At 46.0% G+C, this 22060-nt stretch carries 15 protein-coding genes; 7 read left to right on the top strand and 8 right to left on the bottom strand.

Going from position 1 to position 22060, the window contains the following annotated elements; genetic code table 11:
- Positions 1-77: 77 nt before the first annotated feature.
- Both L4D76_RS03200 and pyrC read left to right on the top strand, forming a co-directional pair.
- Entirely contained in the window at positions 78-2081 is a 2004-nt protein-coding gene (locus L4D76_RS03200; protein WP_428439487.1) for a methyl-accepting chemotaxis protein, read from the top strand.
- A gap of 250 nt (positions 2082-2331) precedes the next feature.
- The gene (pyrC, locus tag L4D76_RS03195) at positions 2332-3360 is read left to right on the top strand and encodes a dihydroorotase (protein WP_428439486.1); all 1029 of its coding nucleotides are present in this window, start codon (positions 2332-2334) and stop codon (positions 3358-3360) included.
- Between the two features lie 102 nt (positions 3361-3462).
- Here the strand turns inward: pyrC and L4D76_RS03190 are convergent, their stop codons facing one another.
- The 4 genes from L4D76_RS03190 to L4D76_RS03175 form a co-directional block, all read right to left on the bottom strand.
- Positions 3463-6531: an efflux RND transporter permease subunit gene (locus L4D76_RS03190; RefSeq protein WP_428439485.1), complete on the bottom strand. Its 3069-nt coding sequence runs from the start codon at positions 6529-6531 to the stop codon at positions 3463-3465.
- Positions 6531-7619: an efflux RND transporter periplasmic adaptor subunit gene (locus L4D76_RS03185; RefSeq protein ID WP_428439484.1), complete on the bottom strand. Its 1089-nt coding sequence runs from the start codon at positions 7617-7619 to the stop codon at positions 6531-6533. The genes L4D76_RS03190 and L4D76_RS03185 overlap by 1 nt, the downstream gene beginning before the upstream one ends.
- 1 nt (position 7620) lies before the next feature.
- Entirely contained in the window at positions 7621-8655 is a 1035-nt protein-coding gene (locus L4D76_RS03180; protein WP_428439483.1) for an efflux RND transporter periplasmic adaptor subunit, read from the bottom strand.
- Between the two features lie 410 nt (positions 8656-9065).
- A complete protein-coding gene (locus L4D76_RS03175) occupies positions 9066-10574 on the bottom strand; it encodes a fumarate hydratase (protein WP_428439482.1) in 1509 nt (502 codons plus the stop codon).
- A gap of 315 nt (positions 10575-10889) precedes the next feature.
- Here L4D76_RS03175 and pabB point away from each other — a divergent pair, with 315 nt between their 5' ends.
- From pabB to L4D76_RS03155, 4 genes are all read left to right on the top strand, one after another.
- Positions 10890-12293 (top strand): aminodeoxychorismate synthase component I, encoded by a 1404-nt coding sequence (gene pabB, locus L4D76_RS03170; RefSeq protein WP_428439571.1) that lies wholly within the window; start codon positions 10890-10892, stop codon positions 12291-12293.
- A gap of 93 nt (positions 12294-12386) precedes the next feature.
- Positions 12387-12986, top strand: a complete 600-nt coding sequence (locus L4D76_RS03165) for a CoA pyrophosphatase (RefSeq protein ID WP_428439481.1) — start codon at positions 12387-12389, stop codon at positions 12984-12986.
- Between the two features lie 190 nt (positions 12987-13176).
- Entirely contained in the window at positions 13177-14430 is a 1254-nt protein-coding gene (locus tag L4D76_RS03160; protein WP_428439480.1) for an aromatic amino acid transport family protein, read from the top strand.
- A gap of 244 nt (positions 14431-14674) precedes the next feature.
- The gene (locus L4D76_RS03155) at positions 14675-16036 is read left to right on the top strand and encodes an L-serine ammonia-lyase (RefSeq protein ID WP_428439479.1); all 1362 of its coding nucleotides are present in this window, start codon (positions 14675-14677) and stop codon (positions 16034-16036) included.
- 150 nt (positions 16037-16186) lie between these two features.
- Here the strand turns inward: L4D76_RS03155 and L4D76_RS03150 are convergent, their stop codons facing one another.
- From L4D76_RS03150 to L4D76_RS03135, 4 genes are all read right to left on the bottom strand, one after another.
- Positions 16187-17164: an ADP-ribosylglycohydrolase family protein gene (locus L4D76_RS03150; protein WP_428439478.1), complete on the bottom strand. Its 978-nt coding sequence runs from the start codon at positions 17162-17164 to the stop codon at positions 16187-16189.
- A 212-nt stretch (positions 17165-17376) separates the two neighbouring features.
- Positions 17377-17970, bottom strand: a complete 594-nt coding sequence (locus tag L4D76_RS03145; RefSeq protein WP_428439477.1) for an acetate uptake transporter — start codon at positions 17968-17970, stop codon at positions 17377-17379.
- Positions 17971-18218: 248 nt separating this feature from the next.
- Positions 18219-19454, bottom strand: coding sequence for a hypothetical protein (locus tag L4D76_RS03140; protein ID WP_428439476.1), 1236 nt, complete (start codon positions 19452-19454; stop codon positions 18219-18221).
- Between the two features lie 324 nt (positions 19455-19778).
- Positions 19779-20957, bottom strand: a complete 1179-nt coding sequence (locus L4D76_RS03135; protein WP_428439475.1) for an iron-containing alcohol dehydrogenase — start codon at positions 20955-20957, stop codon at positions 19779-19781.
- 701 nt (positions 20958-21658) lie between these two features.
- Here L4D76_RS03135 and L4D76_RS03130 point away from each other — a divergent pair.
- Positions 21659-21922, top strand: coding sequence for a GrxA family glutaredoxin (locus L4D76_RS03130; protein WP_428439474.1), 264 nt, complete (start codon positions 21659-21661; stop codon positions 21920-21922).
- Positions 21923-22060 lie beyond the last annotated feature (138 nt).

Here is a 22060-nt window from a genome sequence, read left to right as displayed (position 1 = left end):
TAACAACAGTGAAGCTTCGTACCATTATTTCGTGAGCATATTGCTGCTGCTCACCTTTTGCTATTTTTAGGGACATTATGAATACAATAAGACAGGCCTCTGTCATACGACGTATGTACTCCGGGTTTGCGGTGATGGTCGGGCTTCTGGCTGCGACAATCGTTCTGATGCTTGATGGTACAAACCGCATTCACCAGCAATTAGAATCTGTAACTACAGTTGCACTCCCATTAGTATCAACAACCAACCAGACCAGTGTCAGACTTCTTGCTGCTGATAAAATATTTAAAGATTTTCTGACCAGCCAAGATCCTGTTCGAATGAAAGTCTACGAAGCCAATTTCACCCAAGCTCATGAAGCCTTTGCCGATGCGCGTGATCAACTGGTGAAAGCTGCCGAAAGTAATCCGGAACTCAACGCACACCTTAGCAACCTTCTTGCTTTAGAAGAACGTTATTTCACCGAAGCGCATACCGCGATGATCAACTACCGTACCCAGTTGTTAGCTCAGGATGAAAGACTGCAGTCGACACGTCGTTTTCAGCAACTGCACACCGAACTTAGCGTTCGCATGAAAGAGTACATTGACGATCAAGACAATATCTCCGTCAAAATGATGGCAAAAAGTTACTTCATCAAGCTGAAGCTAACTGAAGCCACCACCTCTGATGCCCTTGCCACCGACGACATTGTAAAAATTGAAGCAGCGGTCAAAAATAATAGGAAAAGCGTCAATCACCTAGGTCAAAGCTATCGCGGCCTGTCTGCTCACCTTCCGGCTTTGAAGACGATTTTTGATAAAACGGTCGAACAATATACCCAGGATATCGGTAAAAAAGGGGGGGTGCTTGACCTTCACTTTGAATATATTGAAGCCAGAAACCGCCTTTACGACAATATTGCGATCTTAGCTGAAGAAATTGATCAAGCCATGGGCCTGTTAGATAACTTCAGAACCCAGGCAAACACTCAAATGGATACGGCCATTGAGACAGCCAACACCGCTTACAATCAGGGCTACACAAACGCTGTGCTTATCGGTATCTGCGTTACCCTGCTTGCGATTTTTATCGGTTGGTATCTGGCCGGTAGTGTTCGCAAGCCACTTGAATCGACATTGAAAGCACTGGAAGCCTTGACTGATGGCGACATGACCCAGCGAATCGACAATAACAGTTTTATTGAATTCGATAAGCTAAGCCGTCATATCAATACCCTGGCTGACAACTTACAAGAAATTCTCGGTAAACTCAGCCAGGCTTCAGAAGATCTCACTGCAGTTGCGGCTGAAAACCAGACCACCACCACCCAAGCCAAACACCGTCTCAATGAACAACGCCAGCAAACCGTCTCTGTTGCCACGGCAATGACAGAAATGGAACAGTCGGTAACCGACGTCTCGCACAGCGCGCAAAACACCATGGAAAGGGTCCATGAGGTTGAGAAGGCATCTGCAACTGGCCGTGATGTGATGAGCCGCAATATCAATACGACTCATCAGCTTTCAGAGCGATTGGACGAATCGGTTAACGCGGTTTCTAAGCTTCAGGAAATGAGCAGTAACATTGGCTCTATTCTGGATGTTATTCGCAACATTGCCGATCAAACTAACTTGCTCGCACTGAATGCGGCAATCGAAGCCGCGCGAGCCGGTGATCAGGGCCGAGGATTCGCTGTCGTTGCTGATGAAGTACGTGTGCTGGCAAAACGTACCACTGACTCAACCTCTGAAATCGAAAATATGATCCAGAGTCTGCAGTCCAGTTCCGGTCAGGCCGTATCGGTCATGCAAGGCTGTGTCACTGAAATGGAAAACAGTATTTCGCAAGCCTCTGATGCTAACAGCGCAATGGAAGAAATTCAGGCCATCATTATGGAAATCAGCCAGATGAGCACCCAGATTGCACAAGCGGCAGAAGAGCAGCAAAGCACCACAGGCTCCATTGCCCGCAGCCTGGAAGATATCAGCCATATTGCTGATGCGAACTTCAGTTCAATGGAAGAAGTCGCTGAAGCCAGCGCAAAACTGGATGAACTGGCTAACCAGCAAAATACATTGGTCCATCGGTTCAAGTTGTAGGGGAAAGACACTAGGAAGAGCTGGTTCTAGGCCCTAGGTAAAGCAAAGGCACACAGAGGTCCATCCCCTCACCCCATAAGCTTATTAAGCCAGCAATAATTGCTGGCTTAATTATTTCCCCTTTTATTACCCACCAGCAGCAAACGATTGCGCTTTTAATCATCAATTAGATACATTGTTTGATAATTGACCTTTACTTACTATGTGGATGATTTTAGAATCGGGCGAATTTTTTGGGAGGGAAGCAATTTTGACGACGATTACTATTACACGTCCTGATGACTGGCATGTGCATTTACGTGATGGCGATGTATTAAAAGATACTGTTCGTGACATCAGTCGGTATATGGGACGAGCGATAATCATGCCTAATCTGGTTCCTCCGGTCACTGATACAGACGCTGCCTTATCCTACCGCGACCGTATTATTGCCCAAGGCCCTCAAGGCAATTTCTCCCCACTAATGGTTATCTACCTCACCGACAACACCACCGCTGAAGAAATTCACAAAGCAAAAGCCTCAGGTCATGTTTACGCTGCAAAACTTTACCCTGCAGGTGCAACGACAAACTCGGATTCTGGTGTCACTTCTGTTGATAATATTCGCCCGGCCCTGCAAGCCTTGCAAGAAACCGGTATGCCTCTACTTGTCCACGGTGAAGTGACGACTCACGATATTGATATTTTCGACCGTGAAACCGTCTTCCTTGAAAAAGTACTGGCACCGATTGTTGAGCAGTACCCTGATTTAAAAGTGGTACTTGAGCACATTACGACGGCTGACGCGGTAGAGTTTGTGACGAACGCAGGCCCTAATGTCGGCGCGACAATTACCGCGCATCACCTGATGTTTAACCGCAACCATATGCTGGTTGGCGGTATTCGTCCTCACTTCTACTGCCTGCCGATCCTAAAGCGTAACGTTCACCAGCATGCATTAGTTGCAGCCGCCACCAGTGGTAGCCCTAAATTCTTCTTAGGGACTGACTCAGCACCCCATGCTCAAGGTCGCAAAGAGTCTGCCTGTGGCTGTGCGGGCTCTTACACTGCCCATGCGGCAATAGAGCTGTACGCAGAAGTATTTGAAGCCGCCGGTTCTCTGGACACACTGGAAGCCTTTGCAAGCTTCAACGGCCCTGATTTCTACGGCCTGCCTCGTAATACCGATACCATTACGCTGACAAAAGAAAGCTGGACAGTACCTGAGACCATGGCATTCGGTAACGATGAAGTGGTGCCGATCCGCGCAGGTGAAGCGATGGCGTGGAAAGTCATTTAAGCTGTATTAATGAACTGAACACTCACTGAGTTAAGCAGTACCAAAATGAAAAAGGGCTCCTTCGGGAGCCCTTTTGTTATTTCAATTAATCACCAAACCACATTATTGTTCTTGAGGGATCTTCAAACTATGGAACATTCGATACAGGACAGGCACAACGATCAGTGTTAGTACTGTCGCAAAGCCCAATCCGAACATAATCGTTACCGCCATGGGTTTAAAGAACACATCAGGCAATAACGGAAGCATACCGAGTACTGTTGTGATTGCCGCCATGCATACAGGACGCACACGACTCACCGCCGCATCAACCACGGCCTGGTACTTCTCTTTACCACCGCTGATTTCAATTTCAATCTGATCAACCAGTACGATACCGTTTTTGACCAGCATGCCTGACAGGCTCAAGAAACCGAGTAATGCCATAAAGCCAAACGGGGTATTCAGCACCAACAAACCCGTTGTTACGCCAATTATTGCCAGAGGTACTGTCGCCCATACAATCACCGCTTCTTTCACTTTGTTAAACAGGAAGATAGTGATCAAAAACATGAACAGGTAACCCATGGGCATAGTCTGGAACAACGACGCTTTCGCATCTGCCGATGATTCATATTCGCCTCCCCACTCCAGTGAGTAACCGGGAGGGAAATCCAGTGCTTCTATTTTTGGCTGAATACGGGCCTGCAGGGTTGCTGCAGTTTCATCCCCCAAAGGATCAGGATCGGCCATGATAGTCAGCATACGCTTGCGGTTCTTACGAACAACCAATGGATCTTCCCATCGAATATTCACCCCAAGCATAACCTGTTGCAGTGGTACATAACCTTGAATGGCAGGGCTCCAAATCTTCATGCCTTCAATCGTGCTCACATCAACACGCTCAGCTTCAGGTAACCGCGCAACGATTGGCATCAAATTGGTGCCATCACGATAGATACCGACAGACAGACCTGAGAATGCCATTTGCAACAAATCATCAACATCCGCTTTGGTGATCCCATAACGCCGAGCCTGACTTTCATTGAAAATTGGCTCAAGCACTTTCGTACGTTCCCGCCAATCATGACGAACATTAAAGCTACCCGGATCGGCACGCATAATATCCAGCGACTGTTGAGCAAGACCACGTAAGATTGTTGGATCGGGCCCCACCAAACGCGCTTCAATTTTAGAACCCGATGAAGGACCTAATTCAATACGCTTTAATTTATACTCGATGTCAGGGTGCTTAGTATCAAGTTCTTGGCTGACATTTCGCATCATCGGCATCACATCGTCATAGCTATCGACACGGATGATTAGCTCACCGTATGACGAGTAACTCTTCTCTGGCGCATACGTCAGCATGAAGCGCTGCGAACCTTTACCCGCACTTGAAGATACGTGACTTACGCTCTCTTGCGTACTCACTAACTCTTCCAGTTCGCGTAATTTATCATTGGTTGAACGAATATCAGTTCCTTCAGGTAGCCACACATCCACCATGAACATCGGTGTAGTAGAGGATGGAAAGAAGGACTGTTTTAACTGAGTAAAGCCATACAAACTCGCAGCCAGCATCACAATTAATACGATCACGGTTGTCCATGCGTACTTCATACACATTTCTAGCGCTCTCTTGTACGTCACGAAAAAGACACCTTTATAGGGGTCATTTTCTTCCTCACCGGCATTGCTTTTAACACCTTTGAAGAACATATCAGCAAAGAATGGTGTCAACGAAATCGCCGTGAACCAACTCAACATCAGTGAAATTAACAGTACGCTAAATAAAGTCGCACAATATTCTCCCGTCGAATCCTGAGACAAACCGATCGGCGCAAAGGCAGTAACCGCAATCACGGTAGCCCCTAACAAAGGCCATTTCGTCTGGGTTACGATGTCTGATGCCGCCTGCATCCGGGTTCGCCCTTTTTGCATCCCGATCAGCACACCTTCGACAACCACAATGGCATTATCCACCAGCATCCCAAGTGCAATAACCAAAGCCCCGAGCGATATACGCTGCAAGTCGATAGCCATCATACTCATGAACACGAATGTACCCAATACCGTTAGCAGTAAGATCAATCCGATCAAAAGGCCTGAGCGCAATCCCATGAAAAACAGCAGTACAACAATAACGATCGCTACCGCCTGCCCGAGACTGATAATGAACCCCTGAACAGACTTATCCACTTCATCAGGTTGGCTATAAACGACATCGATATCGATACCCACAGGCTGTTGTTCTTTCAGTTCATCTAAGCGGCGGTAAACACCTTTACCAATCTCTACAACATTGACACCCGACACAAACGAGACACCGACACTCAGCGCCACTTTTCCGTTGTAGCCAACAAGGTTATCAGGTACTTCTCTAAAGCCGCGTTGAATCGTTGCGACATCACGTAAGTAAATAAGACCTTCAGCACCATTATCGGTAATGATCAAATCACCTAACGCATCTACATCGGTAAATTCACCGGTCGGGTGGACACGGATATATTCCGTACCAATTTTTACGGCACCAGCGCTAGAAACGAGATTTTGCGTTGCCAGAGTGTTGTAGATCGTTTGCAGTGAAATACCCAAATTGCTCAAGCGCTGCACCGATATTTCAATAAAGACCTGTTCTTGCTGGGTGCCTGTTACCGCGACTTTACCTACTCCTTCAACCAGTTCTATCTCACGACGAAAATAATCCACATAGTCGTTCAGTTCTTTATACGAATAGGCATCACCAGTAATTGCCAGCAAGATCCCGTACACATCACCAAAATCATCAATAATAGAGGGATCAGCGACCCCTGGTGGTAGACTCGGCCTCAGGTCGTTTACCTTTCGACGAAGTTCATCCCAGATTTGCGGCAAATCATCGGGACCATAATTGTTTTTCATGGTAACGGTAATTTGTGATAAACCACGACTGGAAATGGAATTCACTTCATCAACATAGGTCAGCTGCTGAATTGCCTTCTCGATCGGATAGGTGACCTCCTCTTCCACCTGTAGCGGCGTTGCGCCAGGATAGGCTGTCACTACCATTGCATCTTTGATAGTAAAAGCAGGATCTTCCAGCCGTCCCAAGCCAAAGAAGGCCATGGTACCGCCAACCAGAAAGATCAATGTGACCATCCAGCTGACAACTTTGTTCTTGATAAAATAGGCGGCGATATCTTGTTTCATTATTGTCCAGCCTCCATGTCAACCAGCTTCACTTGCTGTCCATCCCGCAAGCGATTTCCCCCGGCAATAACAATTTGCTCACCTTCTTCCAATCCGGATTGCAGACGAACACCTTCTGGAACAACTGTATTGGTTGCAATACGGCGCTTACTCACCGTTTTATCTGCACCCACTACCCAGACAAATTTATTATCCAGATCCAAATCATCCCCATCTTCATTGAAGATGGCTTCCAGCGGAATAACTGCTTCACCGCGAGGGTAGATTTTCAGTTTTTCCGCATCGGCTCTGACTTCAACGGCCATACCATCAAGAATGAAAAGGTCTTCAGGCATCGGCATGGTTAAGGTCAACATAAACGACCCTGATTCCGGATCCGGCTCTGTTGTGAACTCTTTAAGGTAAGCTTTATATTCCAAACCATTTGTCAGTATAATTCGGGCTCCTGGTCTTGAACCTTCAACTTCAACCGCTGTCCGTTGTGAATAGATAATATCCGGAGCCTGAATAAGAATATCGACCATTTTAATACTATGAATATTCATAACTTGCTGTCCAACCTGCACATTTTCAAATTGCTCAGCAGGTACACGCGAAATCACGCCATCAAATGGTGCCTTCAACTGGGTAAAGCTTAAGCTTAATTTCGCCAGGTTCAGTCTTGCTCGGGCAATACGGCGCTGGGCTTTTAATTCATCAAACTGTGACTGGGCTAAATAGCCCTTGTCGACCAGTTTGGCGGAACGTCGGTACTGGCTATCCGCAACATTATATTTTGCCTGCGCATCGTCAACTTCTAACCGATAATCAGTCGGTTCAAGTTGCGCCAATAACTGACCTTTTTTGACAAAGTCGCCGGGACGTACCGCTATTTTGGTTATCTCTCCCTGAATACGAAAAGACAGGCTCGATTTATCAGCTGCCGCAGCGACTCCAGAATACGCTAGCTGAGAACCTGTTGTTGCTAAAACCACAGGTATCGCCGTCACGGGTTGTACCACTTGTCTCTCTTCAATCTGTGGCTTTTCACACCCTTGCAGGGCCAAAACAGAGCCTACAGCGAAAACAATTAAGGATAACTTTTTCATATTACAATCCTCGCTCCTTAATCCAGGCTCTTACTTTCTGGCCTTCTTGTAATTCATTAACACCTGAGATAGCAATTTGGTCGCCATCCTTCAAGCCTTTAACCACGCGTCCTTTATCATCCAGTTCGATTTGTGTTTTGTGGACAATACCCGCTTCATCGACATACCAGACATAAGTGGCATCATCTTCCTCTATGATGGCGCGCTTTGAAATGGCACCGGAGTTACCTTTAGGAATAGCAATTTTGACCTGACTCGCCATACCGGGAAGAATATTTCTACCTTCCGGGCGTTCCATAAATAAGGTCACTTTATAACTGGATGTTTTTGCATCAGCCTCGGTATCAATTTCTTTAAATTGAGCCGCAAAGCTTTTCCCTGGAATGGTATCGAACATGACACTAGGCTGGCTATCATACTGCCCTTGAAAACGTGCCAGCAAATGATCCGGAAGCTGGAAAGCGACATTAATGAGTCCTGCACTTTGAATATGCATCACAGGCTGTTTCGCCATCACATATTCATAATTTTCCACCAAAGACAGCGATAAAGTACCATCATAAGGTGCAACCAATGTTGCATAGCTTAGATTGGCTTTTTCTTTATCCAACGCTGCTTGAGCCTGTTTTAATGACGCTTTAGAGGTATCATAATCCAGTTCAGATACCACGTTAGTTTTACGCAATTCTTCATCACGTTTAAACTGAACATACGCCAGTTCATACTTCGCTTGTGCCTGCTCAACCAATAGCGAAAGCTCATCTTTGTTCAGACTGGCAAGTTTTTGCCCACGCTTAACCTTTGTTCCCGGGTTAACATCAACGGATAACAGCTGGCCTGAAACTCTGAATGCCAGTACCGCCTTATCGCCCGCTTCAACTGTTGCAGGAAATGTTCGAAATGTTTGATTATTACCCACTGATACGGTTTGTAATTTTACTGGACGAGACTCCGGTTCGGGAACCTCCGCCTGTTTTTCACCACACCCTGTCAGCAATGCACCTAGCAGCAATACGGCAGATACTATGCGCCCCATAAATTCTCCCCAATCCTTATAATTGTCAGGTTATTCCTAATATTTTGATCTTCTCATCAGTAATTAGATGAATAGATTCATTTTTTAATTACCAACTCACGACAGAAACAATTACGACACATAAAACTCCGCAAACCATTATTGTAGTCAATACTAGACAATTAAATACTAACAAGGTATTAAAAAATAAGAAAAAGATTAGAAATAGACTGCATAGGCAACCCACCATCCAGATCATGATGACTGAAGTCACTTTTTAGTAGTAAGCGGATGGGATGACTTTCAGAGAATAATAGAAATATCGTCGAATTATATTCCAAGAGGAAGATCTGTATCTCGCATATTGAGGTGGCTTGGGTATAAAAAAAGGAGCCAAGTGGCTCCTTCATATAATATGTAACACTTAATTTTTAAGCATCCATTTCGGCGATTTTAACTTTCCAGGTATCCGGCCCCGTCTGGTGAGCATTGGTACCGTCGGAATCAACCGCTACCGTTACCGGCATATCTTCAACTTCAAATTCGTAGATTGCTTCCATACCCAGATCTTCAAACGCGACAACACGCGCTTTCTTAATTGCCTTAGCAACCAGGTAAGCTGCGCCACCTACGGCCATCAGATATACTGCTTTGTGCTCTTTAATTGACTCAATGGCTGCCGGGCCACGTTCCGCTTTACCGATCATGCCGGTAAGGCCCGCTTGGCCAAGCATCATATCGGTAAATTTATCCATACGGGTTGAGGTTGTCGGGCCTGCAGGGCCAACAACTTCATCACCCACCGCATCAACCGGACCGACATAGTAGATAAAACGGTTATTAAAATCGACAGGGAAGTCTTCACCTCTCGCCAGCATATCCTGAATACGTTTATGCGCCGCATCACGACCGGTCAGGATCTTACCCGACAGCAGAACGGTCTCACCTGATTTCCATTCCTGAACGTCAGCTTTAGTGACCTCGTCAACATTCACACGTCGGACACTCTCGCCCACTTCCCAGGTCACTTCAGGCCAGTCTTCCAGCTTCGGTGGCGTTAATTCTGCCGGACCATTACCGTCTAGCGTAAAGTGTACGTGACGAGTCGCCGCGCAGTTCGGGATCATACAAACGGGTTTAGAGGCTGCGTGAGTTGGCGCAGTTTTAATCTTCACATCAACCACTGTGGTTAAACCACCCAGGCCCTGCGCACCAATACCCAGCTTATTTACACGGCTATAAATATCTAAACGCAGTTCTTCTTCTGCATTCTGCGGACCACGTTCCTGAAGCTCATGGATATCGACCGACTCCATTAAAGACTCTTTTGCCAGTACTGCGGCTTTTTCTGCGGTACCGCCGATCCCAATACCCAGCATACCCGGCGGACACCAGCCCGCGCCCATAAGAGGAACGGTTTTCTCAACCCATTCTGCAACATCGTCCGATGGGTTCAGCATCACCATCTTGGTTTTATTTTCGGAACCACCGCCTTTAGCGGCAATTTGAATTTCAACTTTGTTGCCTGCCACCATATCGATGTGTACAACCGCAGGTGTGTTATCTTTGGTGTTCTTACGGCTACCAGCAGGATCCGCAACGACAGAGGCTCGCAGCGGGTTATCCGGGTTGGTGTATGCCTGACGGACACCTTCATCAATCATCTCTTGCACAGTCAGATCACTGTCCCACTGCACATTCATACCAATCTTCACAAAACAGGTCACAATGCCGGTGTCCTGACAGATAGGACGGTGACCTTCGGCAGACATCCGGGAGTTAATCAGGATCTGCGCAATCGCATCTTTCGCTGCTTGGTTTTGTTCTTTGTTATAGGCTTTTTCCAAGGCCTGAACAAAATCCAGCGGGTGGTAATATGAGATGTACTGCAGCGCATCCGCTACGCTACTAATCACATCTTCTTTACGGATGACGGTCATAATTGCCCTCGTTGATTATTATCATTCCATGGTGCCCTGCTTTCTTTTACCACTACAGCGTACTTCCAATGTAGGGGGGTGGTGATTCGCATTATTCATACCCTGCCAGTAGGGTTAGGCGAATACAGTGAACAATGCAACCACTCAGCCATGATCCTCATGGCAGATGTCCTTGGTGAGTCAGCTTCTACTGATGATGCAGAAAATAAAACACAAAGGATCGTCCTTGGGCGTCGTATTAAATTCTGGGATTATGATACTCTTGCGGACAATTTCGCGCTACGCGCCAATCGATCACCTGTCACAAAAAAGAAAATGATTTGTAAATCACATCCTCAACTGAGTTTTGAACAACTCGATTACGCCCAAGAAGCGACACTCTCGTGGTTTGAACCTTTAGCGGGCCAGCCGTGGGCAATGATATTACGCTCTGCCGCTCAGGATCACCCAGATAATCGCTTTGATATTTTAGTTGCCGATCCTTTAGCCACTTTAGAGACACATGGTGAAATAACTTGTATTAAATTTTCAGATGGTGATGAACAAACCAGCAACGAAGATCCTTTCAAGTTAGTAGAAGATGTTCAGACTCAGCTTTTGCCGCCACTTAACTCTATGACGGATGTGCCATTTATTGGTGGAGCGCTGGGGTACTTCGGTTACGATTTAGGTCGCCGTATCGAAAAGCTGACCAATATTGCCTGCCACGATATTACCGCTCCGGAAATGGCTATCGGCATTTATGATTGGGCACTGATCGCCGATCACCAGGAACAAAAGTTATTTCTGATCTCCCCGCAAGGTAGCGGCCGTTTGAAATGGCTGAGCCAGCAAAAAGACGCCTGGCTGCAGCAGCACGACGATCAGGTTTCACAACAAAGCCAGCCATTTGCATTAACAAGTGATTGGTCTGCAAATATGACAACCACAGATTATTGCAACAAATTTGATCAGGTACAGGAGTATCTGCTGTCGGGTGATTGCTACCAGATTAACCTGGCACAGCGCTTTGATGCATTCTATCAGGGTGACGAATGGCAAGCGTATCTGCGTTTAGAGCAGACTAATGGCGCTCCTTTCTCTGGCTTCATTCGCACTGAGCACGGCACCGTATTATCGGTATCGCCTGAACGCTTCTTGCAACATAACCAAGGCTATGTGGAAACCAAGCCTATCAAGGGGACACGTCCGCGCTCTGAAGACGTCACGCAGGATCAAGCCTATGCCGAGGCATTACGCTACGCAGAGAAAGATCGATCAGAGAATCTGATGATTGTTGATCTGCTGCGAAATGATATTGGTCGGGTGGCAAAACCTGGCAGTGTCAAAGTGCCAAAGCTATTTGATATTGAAAGCTTCCCAGCCGTACACCACCTGGTTAGTACAGTCACGGGCGAACTCGATGAACAACACTCACCGACCGACTTATTACGAGCCTGTTTTCCTGGCGGCTCGATCACCGGAGCCCCTAAAGTGCGTGCCATGTCGATCATTGAAGAGCTCGAACCTCACCGTCGAAGCGTGTATTGCGGCAGCATTGGCTATATCAGTCGTTGTGGTCGTATGGATACCAGTATCACCATTCGTACACTGATCACTCAACAGAACCGGCTCTTTGCCTGGGCAGGTGGCGGAGTTGTCGCAGACAGTGAAGCTGAAAGTGAATATCAGGAAACACTGGACAAACTCAGTAAAATTCTGCCAATCTTAAAGCAGTAACATCGTTTGCCGGCAGCTATGGGGTGATCTACCATACTGTCGCTGCTGCACTCACAGCTAAACAGATCGCCCCCACATAACCACGGATGGTCTATGAACAATCAGCAACAGATTTTAAGCCGATTTTTGCTAGCACCCACAACCAATTATGACATCAGTCATAATGTGCGTGTGCGCCAGTATGTATCTAAAACAAATACATTTAAGCAAGCGGCAGTGCTGATCCCCTTAGTCCCGCGTGATGACAGTTTCAATATTGTACTGACACGCCGAGCTAAACACCTGAGACACCATCCTGGTCAGGTAGCATTCCCTGGAGGGCGTCGTGAAGCCTATGATGTGGATTTAATCGCCACAGCCATTCGCGAAACCAAAGAAGAAACTGGAATTTTATGCAAGCGCAGTCATATTCTAGGTCAGCTTCCTTCTCTTCCTACTATTAGCGGATATATGGTTACGCCTTTTCTATCAACCATTGCACCTGACTACAGGCCACAGCTGGATCCTAATGAGGTCGATGAACTGTTCGAAGTACCGATCCACTACCTATTAAACCCAGTGAATATGCGCAACCAGCAGTTCCGGATAGAAGGTAAACTTCACACTATTTATTCAATTCCATTCAGCAACTATTCAATTTGGGGTGCAACCGCCCAGATGATTAAATTGTTATCGAAACAGCTCTGGTATTAAAAAAAACCCTTCTAACACGTTATTTCCCCTAACTTTACCGCAACATGTTATGTGATCAAGATCACCTTTAATTGTATTGCAATTTGCACCCATTACATAACGAGATCTTGATCAAAGTTTTCCTGCCACAAATCCTCAGAATGCGCGTCGTTCCTGTTCCGTTCCGTAAAAAAACTTTGGATATATAATCATGCAAACTACAGTAAGCTCGGCATCCGCTGGTGCCACAAAAGCAAGATGGACATACAAAGATTTCACTTGGGCTCTTTCACTATTCGGTACCGCTGTTGGTGCTGGTGTACTTTTCCTTCCGATTAAAGCCGGCGCAGGTGGCTTCTGGCCGCTAGTAATTCTTGCTCTTATTGCAGCACCAATGACTTGGTTTGCTCATAAAGGCCTTGCTCGCTTTGTACTTTCAGCAAAAAATCCTGAAGCAGATATCACAGATACTGTAGAGGAGCATTTTGGTAAATCTGGCGCAAAAATTATCACCTTTGCCTACTTCTTCGCCATTTACCCTATTGTTCTAATTTACGGTGTAGGTATTACTAACACGGTTGATTCTTTCCTAGTAAACCAGGTGGGCATGGAATCAATTCCACGTTGGTTGCTGTCAGGTGGCCTAATCGTGGCAATGACTGCTGGTGTTGTGTTCGGTAAAGAACTAATGCTTAAAGCAACCTCTGCTATGGTTTACCCACTAGTATTCATTCTGTTAGCACTATCTATTTACCTAGTGCCTGAATGGAATACATCAATGGTATCTGTAAGCCCTGATTGGAGCACTATGCCTTCAGTTATCTGGTTAGCAATCCCTATCATTGTATTCTCTTTCAACCACAGCCCAATCATCAGCCAGTTCTCTAAAGAGCAGCGTCGTGTATACGGTGACAATGCAGTTGGTAAAACTGACATGATCACTGGTGGCGCAGCAATGATGCTAATGACCTTCGTGATGTTCTTTGTATTCTCAGTGGTTCTTTCTCTATCACCTGAGCAACTAGCGACAGCGCAAGCACAAAACATCAGTGTTCTGTCTTACCTGGCAAACGTTCACGAATCTCCGTTAATTTCTGTACTAGGCCCTCTTGTTGCTTTTGCTGCAATCACTTCAAGCTACTTCGGTCACTTCCTGGGTGCACATGAAGGTCTTGTAGGCTTGGCGAAATCTAGCTCAAGCATGCCAGTTAAAAAGATTGAGAAAATCTCTCTTGGCTTTATCGTTATCACCACTTGGATGGTTGCAATCGTCAACCCTAGCATCCTAGGTATGATTGAAACTATGGGTGCACCGATGATCGCTGCAATCCTTTTCCTAATGCCTGTATTTGCAATGTACAAAGTACCAGCGATGGCGAAGTACAAAACATCAGCACCTGTGCAACTTTTCACAGCTGCATGTGGTGTTGCTGCAATTAGTTCTGTAATCTACGGCGCGCTATAATACAGTTATCGCTATAACAGCAATAATTATCCTTTACCGCTTGTTCGTCCAAGAAAATGTGCTACAACGCATAGTCTTCTGAGACAATTTGGGTAAAATGGATGATACTTAAGAGCAGGGATGTCCATTGGTCACCTGCTCTTTTGTTTTTCTAGTGATCTCGCCAAGGAAGGGGCGAGACTTATAAAAACTATGACAGTCTTGGCTGGAGGCAGAGCGCTTCCCACCGACTGAGGTAATACGCATGATCAGTGTTTTTGATATCTACAAAATCGGTGTGGGTCCTTCCAGTTCACACACTGTTGGCCCAATGAAAGCAGGCAAAGAGTTTATTGATGACCTGCGCGCAATGGGCAAAATACGTGATGTAACCAAAATTACCGTCGATGTTTATGGTTCACTTTCTCTTACCGGTAAAGGTCACCACACAGATATCGCTATCATTATGGGCCTTGCGGGCAACAGCCCTGAGCATGTCGATATCGATAGCATCCCAGGCTTTATCGCGCGCGTTGAAGAAACCGAACGTATGCCTGTTGGTATGCATTGCCACACTGTAGACTTTCCTCGTGACGGTGGTATGAACTTCCATACGACTAACCTTCCTCTTCACGAAAACGGCATGACAATCCACGCATGGATTGGTGATGAAGAAGCGTATACTAAAACGTATTATTCCATCGGTGGTGGTTTCATCGTCGACGAAGAAAACTTCGGCAAAGAGCAAGTCTCAAACGTTAAAGTGCCTTACATATACACAAAGGCTGAAGGCCTTTTAGAACACTGTAAAGAGAACGGTCTATCTGTCAGTGCTCTCGTTATGGCAAACGAACGAGCGATGAACGCAGAAGACGAAATCAATATATACTTCGCGAAAATCTGGAAGACCATGCGTGAATGTATGGAACGCGGTATGAACGAGGAAGGTATTTTGCCTGGCCCTCTACGTGTACCTCGCCGTGCTGCCGCTCTTTACCAACAGTTAATGGCAACTGAGAAATTCAGCAACGACCCAATGACCGTTGTCGACTGGGTGAACATGTATGCGTTTGCCGTTAACGAAGAAAACGCAGCGGGTGGTCGTGTTGTTACCGCACCTACCAATGGTGCTTGCGGTATTATCCCTGCGGTACTGGCTTACTATGATAAGTTTATCCAGTCTGTTGGCCCTAAAGACTATACGCGTTACTTCGCCGCTTCCGGCGCTATCGGTGGCCTGTATAAGCGTAACGCATCCATCTCTGGCGCTGAAGTAGGCTGCCAGGGTGAAGTCGGTGTAGCATGCTCTATGGCGGCAGCTGGCCTTGCAGAGCTGATGGGCGGTAGCCCTCAACAAGTTTGTATGGCGGCTGAAATCGCTATGGAGCACAACCTTGGTCTGACTTGTGATCCTGTTGCGGGTCAGGTACAGGTGCCATGTATCGAGCGTAACGGTATTGCTGCAGTTAAAGCAATCAACGCATGTCGAATGGCGCTTCGCCGTTCATCAGAACCGCGCGTTTCGCTTGATAAAGTTATCGAGACAATGCTTGAAACTGGCAAAGACATGAATGCGAAATACCGTGAGACATCTCTGGGCGGTCTGGCAATCAAGGTTATTTGCTAGTTTCCCAGAAGCGAGATTAGAGTGCCGAGTTTCTAATATTTAAATATCGGCATTCATTGAAAAAGCCACCAACGACTTTTGAAAGTTATGGGTGGCTTTTTTCTTTCTGCTCTTTCTGGCCTCTAGCCTCTAGCCTCTAGCCTCTAGCCTCTAGCCTCTAGCCTCTCGATTATTCGCCGCTCTTAATAACACCTCAATATCTTCTGCGAGCGCCTCGCCACACTGTAACGTCGTGATCCATGAAATGGGAATGCCTTTCTCATCACCAAAGCCATAACAGGCTCCAGCTAATGCGCCGACAATAATACCGCGACCACAGGAATCACCTGACACCAGTATATTTTTGATAATTGCTTCGGTATAGCTTTCACTGTTTTTTAAAATCCAGGCAGCCATCGGCAGGCTGTCAGCCAAATGACAGGCTTGGTTGACGATTGATAGTACATGCTTGAGATCGTTCACATCGCCGCTGAGTACCCTCACCTGCTCAATTAAATCCTGGATCTTTGGTTCCGATTTAATTTTTAAGACATTCAGTACCGGCTCCATACGACGTGAACGTAATGCTTCATTCAGGGCGCTGGCAAATGCCTTGGCACTGGAAATGGCAATATCATTTTGATGAGTAATACCAACAATGCGCTCGATTTCCTGCTCTAACTTTTCAGAAGAGTGTTTTAAAGCCACTAATGCAGGTACGGCACATAAAGCCGTATTCTGATCGTCATCACAACCCGAGTCTTCCGGCCAGTCTTCGGGGGGAAGGGAAAACAAGCTCAGTAATAATGCTTTGGTCGGACTATCGATATAACCGATAAATTCACCACCCGGGCCAAAATAATCCAGAACTTGTTGCTGAATACTGTGGGTATCAACATCGGGATTTGCCAGCAGTCGAATGTATAGCGCTAGCCACTCGCCATAGGCAGTAAGCTCGCCGGCGGTTAATTTATCGTGCGCATAATAGCTATCAACACCTTCGTAGTGCGAAGCATCCGGCTCGATGAATGGAAAGTGAGGTAAGTCGGTAAGAGTTTTAATACGGTCTGGCGAGTAAATCCAGTGTGTTCCCATACTCGCGGCATCGGCAACTAATGCCCCCATCAGTGCTGCGTAACGTTGTGCCATACAACCTCCAGTGATCAACCAAGCTTCTGATAACAATAATCATAGTTGGTATAAGGTATATACCCAACTACTTTAAGATGCAGTGTTCAGCGAGAATTCAGTGGCTTTTAGACAAGGCAGTTATACGAGCGAATAGGGTTCTATTTGGAGTTTGGGTATACGCAGATACAAAAAAACCCCGCAGCTGCGAGGTTTTTTAATGTTCGGTCAGATTAAGCAGCAGCTTTCAGGCTTGCTTTCTCTTTTTTCAATTCACCAACAGGCAGAATGGTACGGCCATACTCATTGTTTAGTACTTGTGCAAGACCGAAATACATGGCACTTAGACCACAGATAATACCTTCAAAACCAGCGATAGTGCCGATTAGCTCGCTACCCGTGAAGTCACGAGCTGCAAGCAAGAAGAATAGTACTGTCAGAGAACCGAATACGAACTGCTTTGCACGTGGGTAGCATAGTGAACCAACGAACATAAATGCAGTAAATACACCCCACAGACTCAGGTACCAACCCATGAAGTTAGCTGGGCTTGCCGCTGCCAAGCCCATCTTAGGCATAACAATCAAACCAACCAGAGTCAGCCAGAACAGACCGTATGAAGTAAATGCAGTGGTACCAAATGTGTCGCCACGCTTGAAACACATCATGCCCACTAGTACTTGACCAAGACCACCGTAAAAAATACCCATTGCAAGGATCATAGAATCAATCGGGAAGAAACCCGCATTGTGAATATTTAAAAGGATAGTGGTCATACCAAAACCCAATAGGCCAAGCGGCGCCGGGTTAGCTAGTTTCGTGGACATTTAGTTCCCCTACAGGAGTAATTCAACAAAAGCGATAAAACTTCAAAAATGGATGCATCTTTAATGCGCGGCGAATTCTAATGGATGATGAGGGGCAGATCAATCCAAATCAGGACGAAAATTCATCCTTAGGAGAAAAAAACATGATTATATTTGAAATGTGTACAGTTTTTTTGAACCGAAAGTCTAGATAACGGAAAAAAAAGCAGCCAATGGCTGCTTTATATAGGATCGACAACTGAGAGCACCTATTCAGGTAAAAGTGTCTCTTCAGCCGACGGTTCTGCCAAGTCTGTTGCGACAACAACGGACATACTCAGCTCTGCCGGGCCCGTTTGTTCAACATCTTTTAGCTGATACTGCGCAGAATAAGAAGCTGGTTGTGACACAACTTTTGCGCGCAGCTGCTGTATAACCTGCTTCTGGTTTTCCACCAATAAGGTTAAAGTCTGAATTTGCTGATCTTTGGCCGGATCTTGCTGAGCCATAATACTCTTAACAGCACGCTGCTGACGTGCTGTTGCTACACCATCCGTAATTAATTTAGCCTGAGTACGCATCGGCTTGTCACGCAAATCCTCATCATTAAGGGCACGTGAAATACGCAGTAATTTAGCTTCAATGTCTAGTATAAAGTTCTCATATTCATCTTTACTGCGGTCACGCAGACTTTGTACTTCCAATGCGATATGTGCAGCATGGTCGAGCTCAAACTGGATCTCCGTAACGGCTTTGCTAATGGTCGTAAAGTCTCTCGGTGATAGATCGATAACGGCATTACCTGCCCCAATTTCGGCCTCAACACGGGCGTAGCTTAAGGGGGCGTAATCTTTCACGTCTTTTTCACGCAGGCTACGTAACTCTCTCTCTAGCGGTGCGATATAGATCTTCTTTACCGTCTTCACTTCTAAGCTATGGCTACGCTCTAGAAACTCATCCTGCTCTTCACGGGCATCACTGATATCCGCTTGCTCAACTAAACGGAATAACTTGGCATATAAACGATTCAATCGAGTGTATTCACTTCGATAGTATTGTTGAGCATCTAAGGAATTAAGATAGCGCATTTGCTCAATCGCAGGTTCGAGCACGTTATCTGCCTGTACTTTCAAACGCTCCAGATCCGTCAAGATTAACTGGGCTTGATGTATCTCTTCGATGAACCGTTCTAGGTAAGTTGTCGATGAAAAAATAGAGTAGTTTTCAAATGCGACCTCAGGCTCATCGGAAAATTCCAGATAAATCGAATCTGCTTTTTTCCACCCTGACTGAAGCGCCTTAAATTTATTCGGCGAATAGAGCGCCAGATGCTCTATATTTATCATTTTCTGTTGCCAGTTCTTATGCATTTTTAGCGCATTTTGGTAGGCATTTTCAGTGTTGATTTCAGACGTCGCCGCCAGACGGTCTTCCGGTGTGCTTTGGCAGCCACTCAGTAAAGTAGCAAAAAACAGTGCAAGTGCCACTTTCCTTATATTGTTCATATTCTCTTCCGCTTTTATTTTTCTTATTGCAATTCCATTCGCAAACAATTTCAAAATAACAAAAAAATTGAATCGCTGATTAAAGCAAGATCAATTAAAAGTCCTACTGCATGAGGTTATTAGTTCTGTCTTAACGGGTACTAAAGCCTTTACTATTAAGGAGGCCCTCATAAACGGCCACCTCTTTTTTGAGGCTATTTCGTATACCTTCGATGTAGACACCACCCGGCCCGATAAATTCCGCAGCCAATAAATAATGGTGTCATCAATACGGCCTCGACGGCAGCAATCAATGTAGCACAACTACCGCATCACGAGAATCATCTAAATTTGGCTCGATATATCAATTTTGCACTCCTGACAGAGTTGCTCAAGGATCCCCTGCAAACGTTGCTTGTTAAGCGGCAATGGGTTTCCCTTTATCGCGTTTGAGAGCAAGGCATCTTCGGCGACATCATCAAACATGGTGTCACACAAACCAAATTGTGAAACTGGCGGTAGGTTTAACCGCTTTAACGTCCGTTTCGTCCATAAAATACCATCAGTCACTTCTGCGTTAATCCGTCCGGTCAGAATACAGGCCAATTGGCGATAACGATTGAGCACATCCGCACGGCCAGCTTCCCTTGCAGCTAAGATATTTTCCTGCATAACAAAAGGGGCCAGCTGGGCGATGATAAGCCCATGAGGTGAATGTATCCGCCCGCCAAGGGCCGAGGCCAGACCGTGTGCAGCCCCTAATTTAGCATTGGACAGTGCCATTCCTCCTAACATCGCGGCAAATGACATATCAGAGCGCGCCCGCGGATCATCATCTTCACAAGCAGGAATGATTGCCCCGGCTAAGCGCCTCAAGCCTTCTTCGCACACCATGTCAGTCAGAGGGTTGGGTGTACCACAGACATATGCTTCCATTAAATGAGTGAATGCATCCATGCCACAGCACCCCGACAATACAGGATCCATACCATAGGTTAAGGTCGGATCGACAATGGCCAGATCCGGCAGCATATCAGGGCTACTCAGGCTGACTTTGACATTTTCCTGAGCAGAACGAAGCACGGCATTCTTACTGACTTCCGAGCCGGTACCTGCCGTAGTTGGAATTGCAATAAACGGTAACGGTTTCGCCTGCAGCGGCACATTACGCCCCACGACTTCGATATAATCATAAACGCTTCCCTGATTGGGAATGAGTGCCGCCAACGCCTTCCCTGCGTCAAGAACGCTTCCGCCACCAAGCGCTATCACCATATCCGGACGGAATCTTCGCCCCATCGCAGCCATTTCTTCAATCATGGCAATCAAAGGCTCACCAAGCACAGCAACCTGCTGATAGCGCATGTTCTGTTGTTTTAGGTAACTGACAACCGGTTCAGACCGCAGACTATCTTTACCCGTAACCAACAAGACGCTATAGCCAAATTGGTTAAAGGTTGAAAATGAGTTACTCAGCGCCCCTTCTCCAAAAACGATCCTTGAAGACGTCATAAACTGAAACATAGGTCCTCCCTTACACAAATTGCGAAATTTTCACAAGGCAATAGCAATAAGTCAGTGTAAAACTGACTCTATTTCGACGGGTTTTCTGCCCTTAATTCAATAATAAGCCTCTTCTAATACCAGGGTCTGTTTATCTTTCAACACAATTGCTGCTGGAGACTATTTTTTCAGCTAACAAGGCGGAAGATATGCCATGTAGTTGCCCTACTTAAGTATCTGACAACGCCGTTAGATGGAATAATAGTCCCAGCCCTTCGGGTAAAGGCTAAAAAAGCTTCATACTACGTTACTCAGAGCTCATTTAGAAAAACTAAACCTCTCTCTTCGTGCCTTGTCTGAAAACTGTTTTAGTCATTACAGCTGCAGTGTTGAAAGATAAACAGACCCTCATGAGTGTGCGCCGATAATTATTCCTAGTTTTGATTCTGAACAACATTCCCCTCATATTGAAAACGTCTCACAACATAACAAGTGCTCTATCACATTCGGTAATGATGCAGCAGGTTAGGTTGACGCCAACAATGATGCAACGCAATGCAATACAGGTCTCTCATTTCCATAAAGAAATCGTATCTCTGTTACAGCAAAGGCATGATTTTTACTATCAATCGGTTTTATCTATCAGTGCAAGAGATAAAACCCTCTTTCTCATCAGTCAGAGTCACGTTATAGTTAGCACAACAAAGTTGAGGAGAGAAATTATGTTCGTTGTTATTTTTGGCCGCCCGGGTTGCCCGTTCTGTGTTCGCGCTAAAGAGCTCGCTGAAAAAATGAAAGAAGATCGTGATGATTTTAACTTCCGCTACGTAGACATCCACGCGGAAGGCATCAGTAAAGCTGACCTGGAAAAAACCGTCGGTAAGCCCGTTGAAACCGTGCCTCAAATCTTCGTCGATCAAGAGCACATTGGCGGCTGCACTGAATTTGAAGCATACGCGAAAGAAAACCTGGAACTATTCCAATAACTCTCTCCACGGGTCAATCCCCGAAACGTGTGAACCCCCATAAAAGGCTGATCTCTCAGCCTTTTTAATACCTGACGCACGGCTATACCAAGCGTAATTAATGACTATATACCCAACTAATTAGCATATTTTTCTTAG

The sequence above is a fragment of the Photobacterium sagamiensis genome (assembly GCF_050337085.1).
In the GTDB taxonomy this organism is placed as follows: domain Bacteria; phylum Pseudomonadota; class Gammaproteobacteria; order Enterobacterales; family Vibrionaceae; genus Photobacterium; species Photobacterium sagamiensis.
The sequence above is the reverse complement of the archived record's forward strand: the minus strand, read 5'-3'. Positions and strand labels throughout refer to the sequence as shown.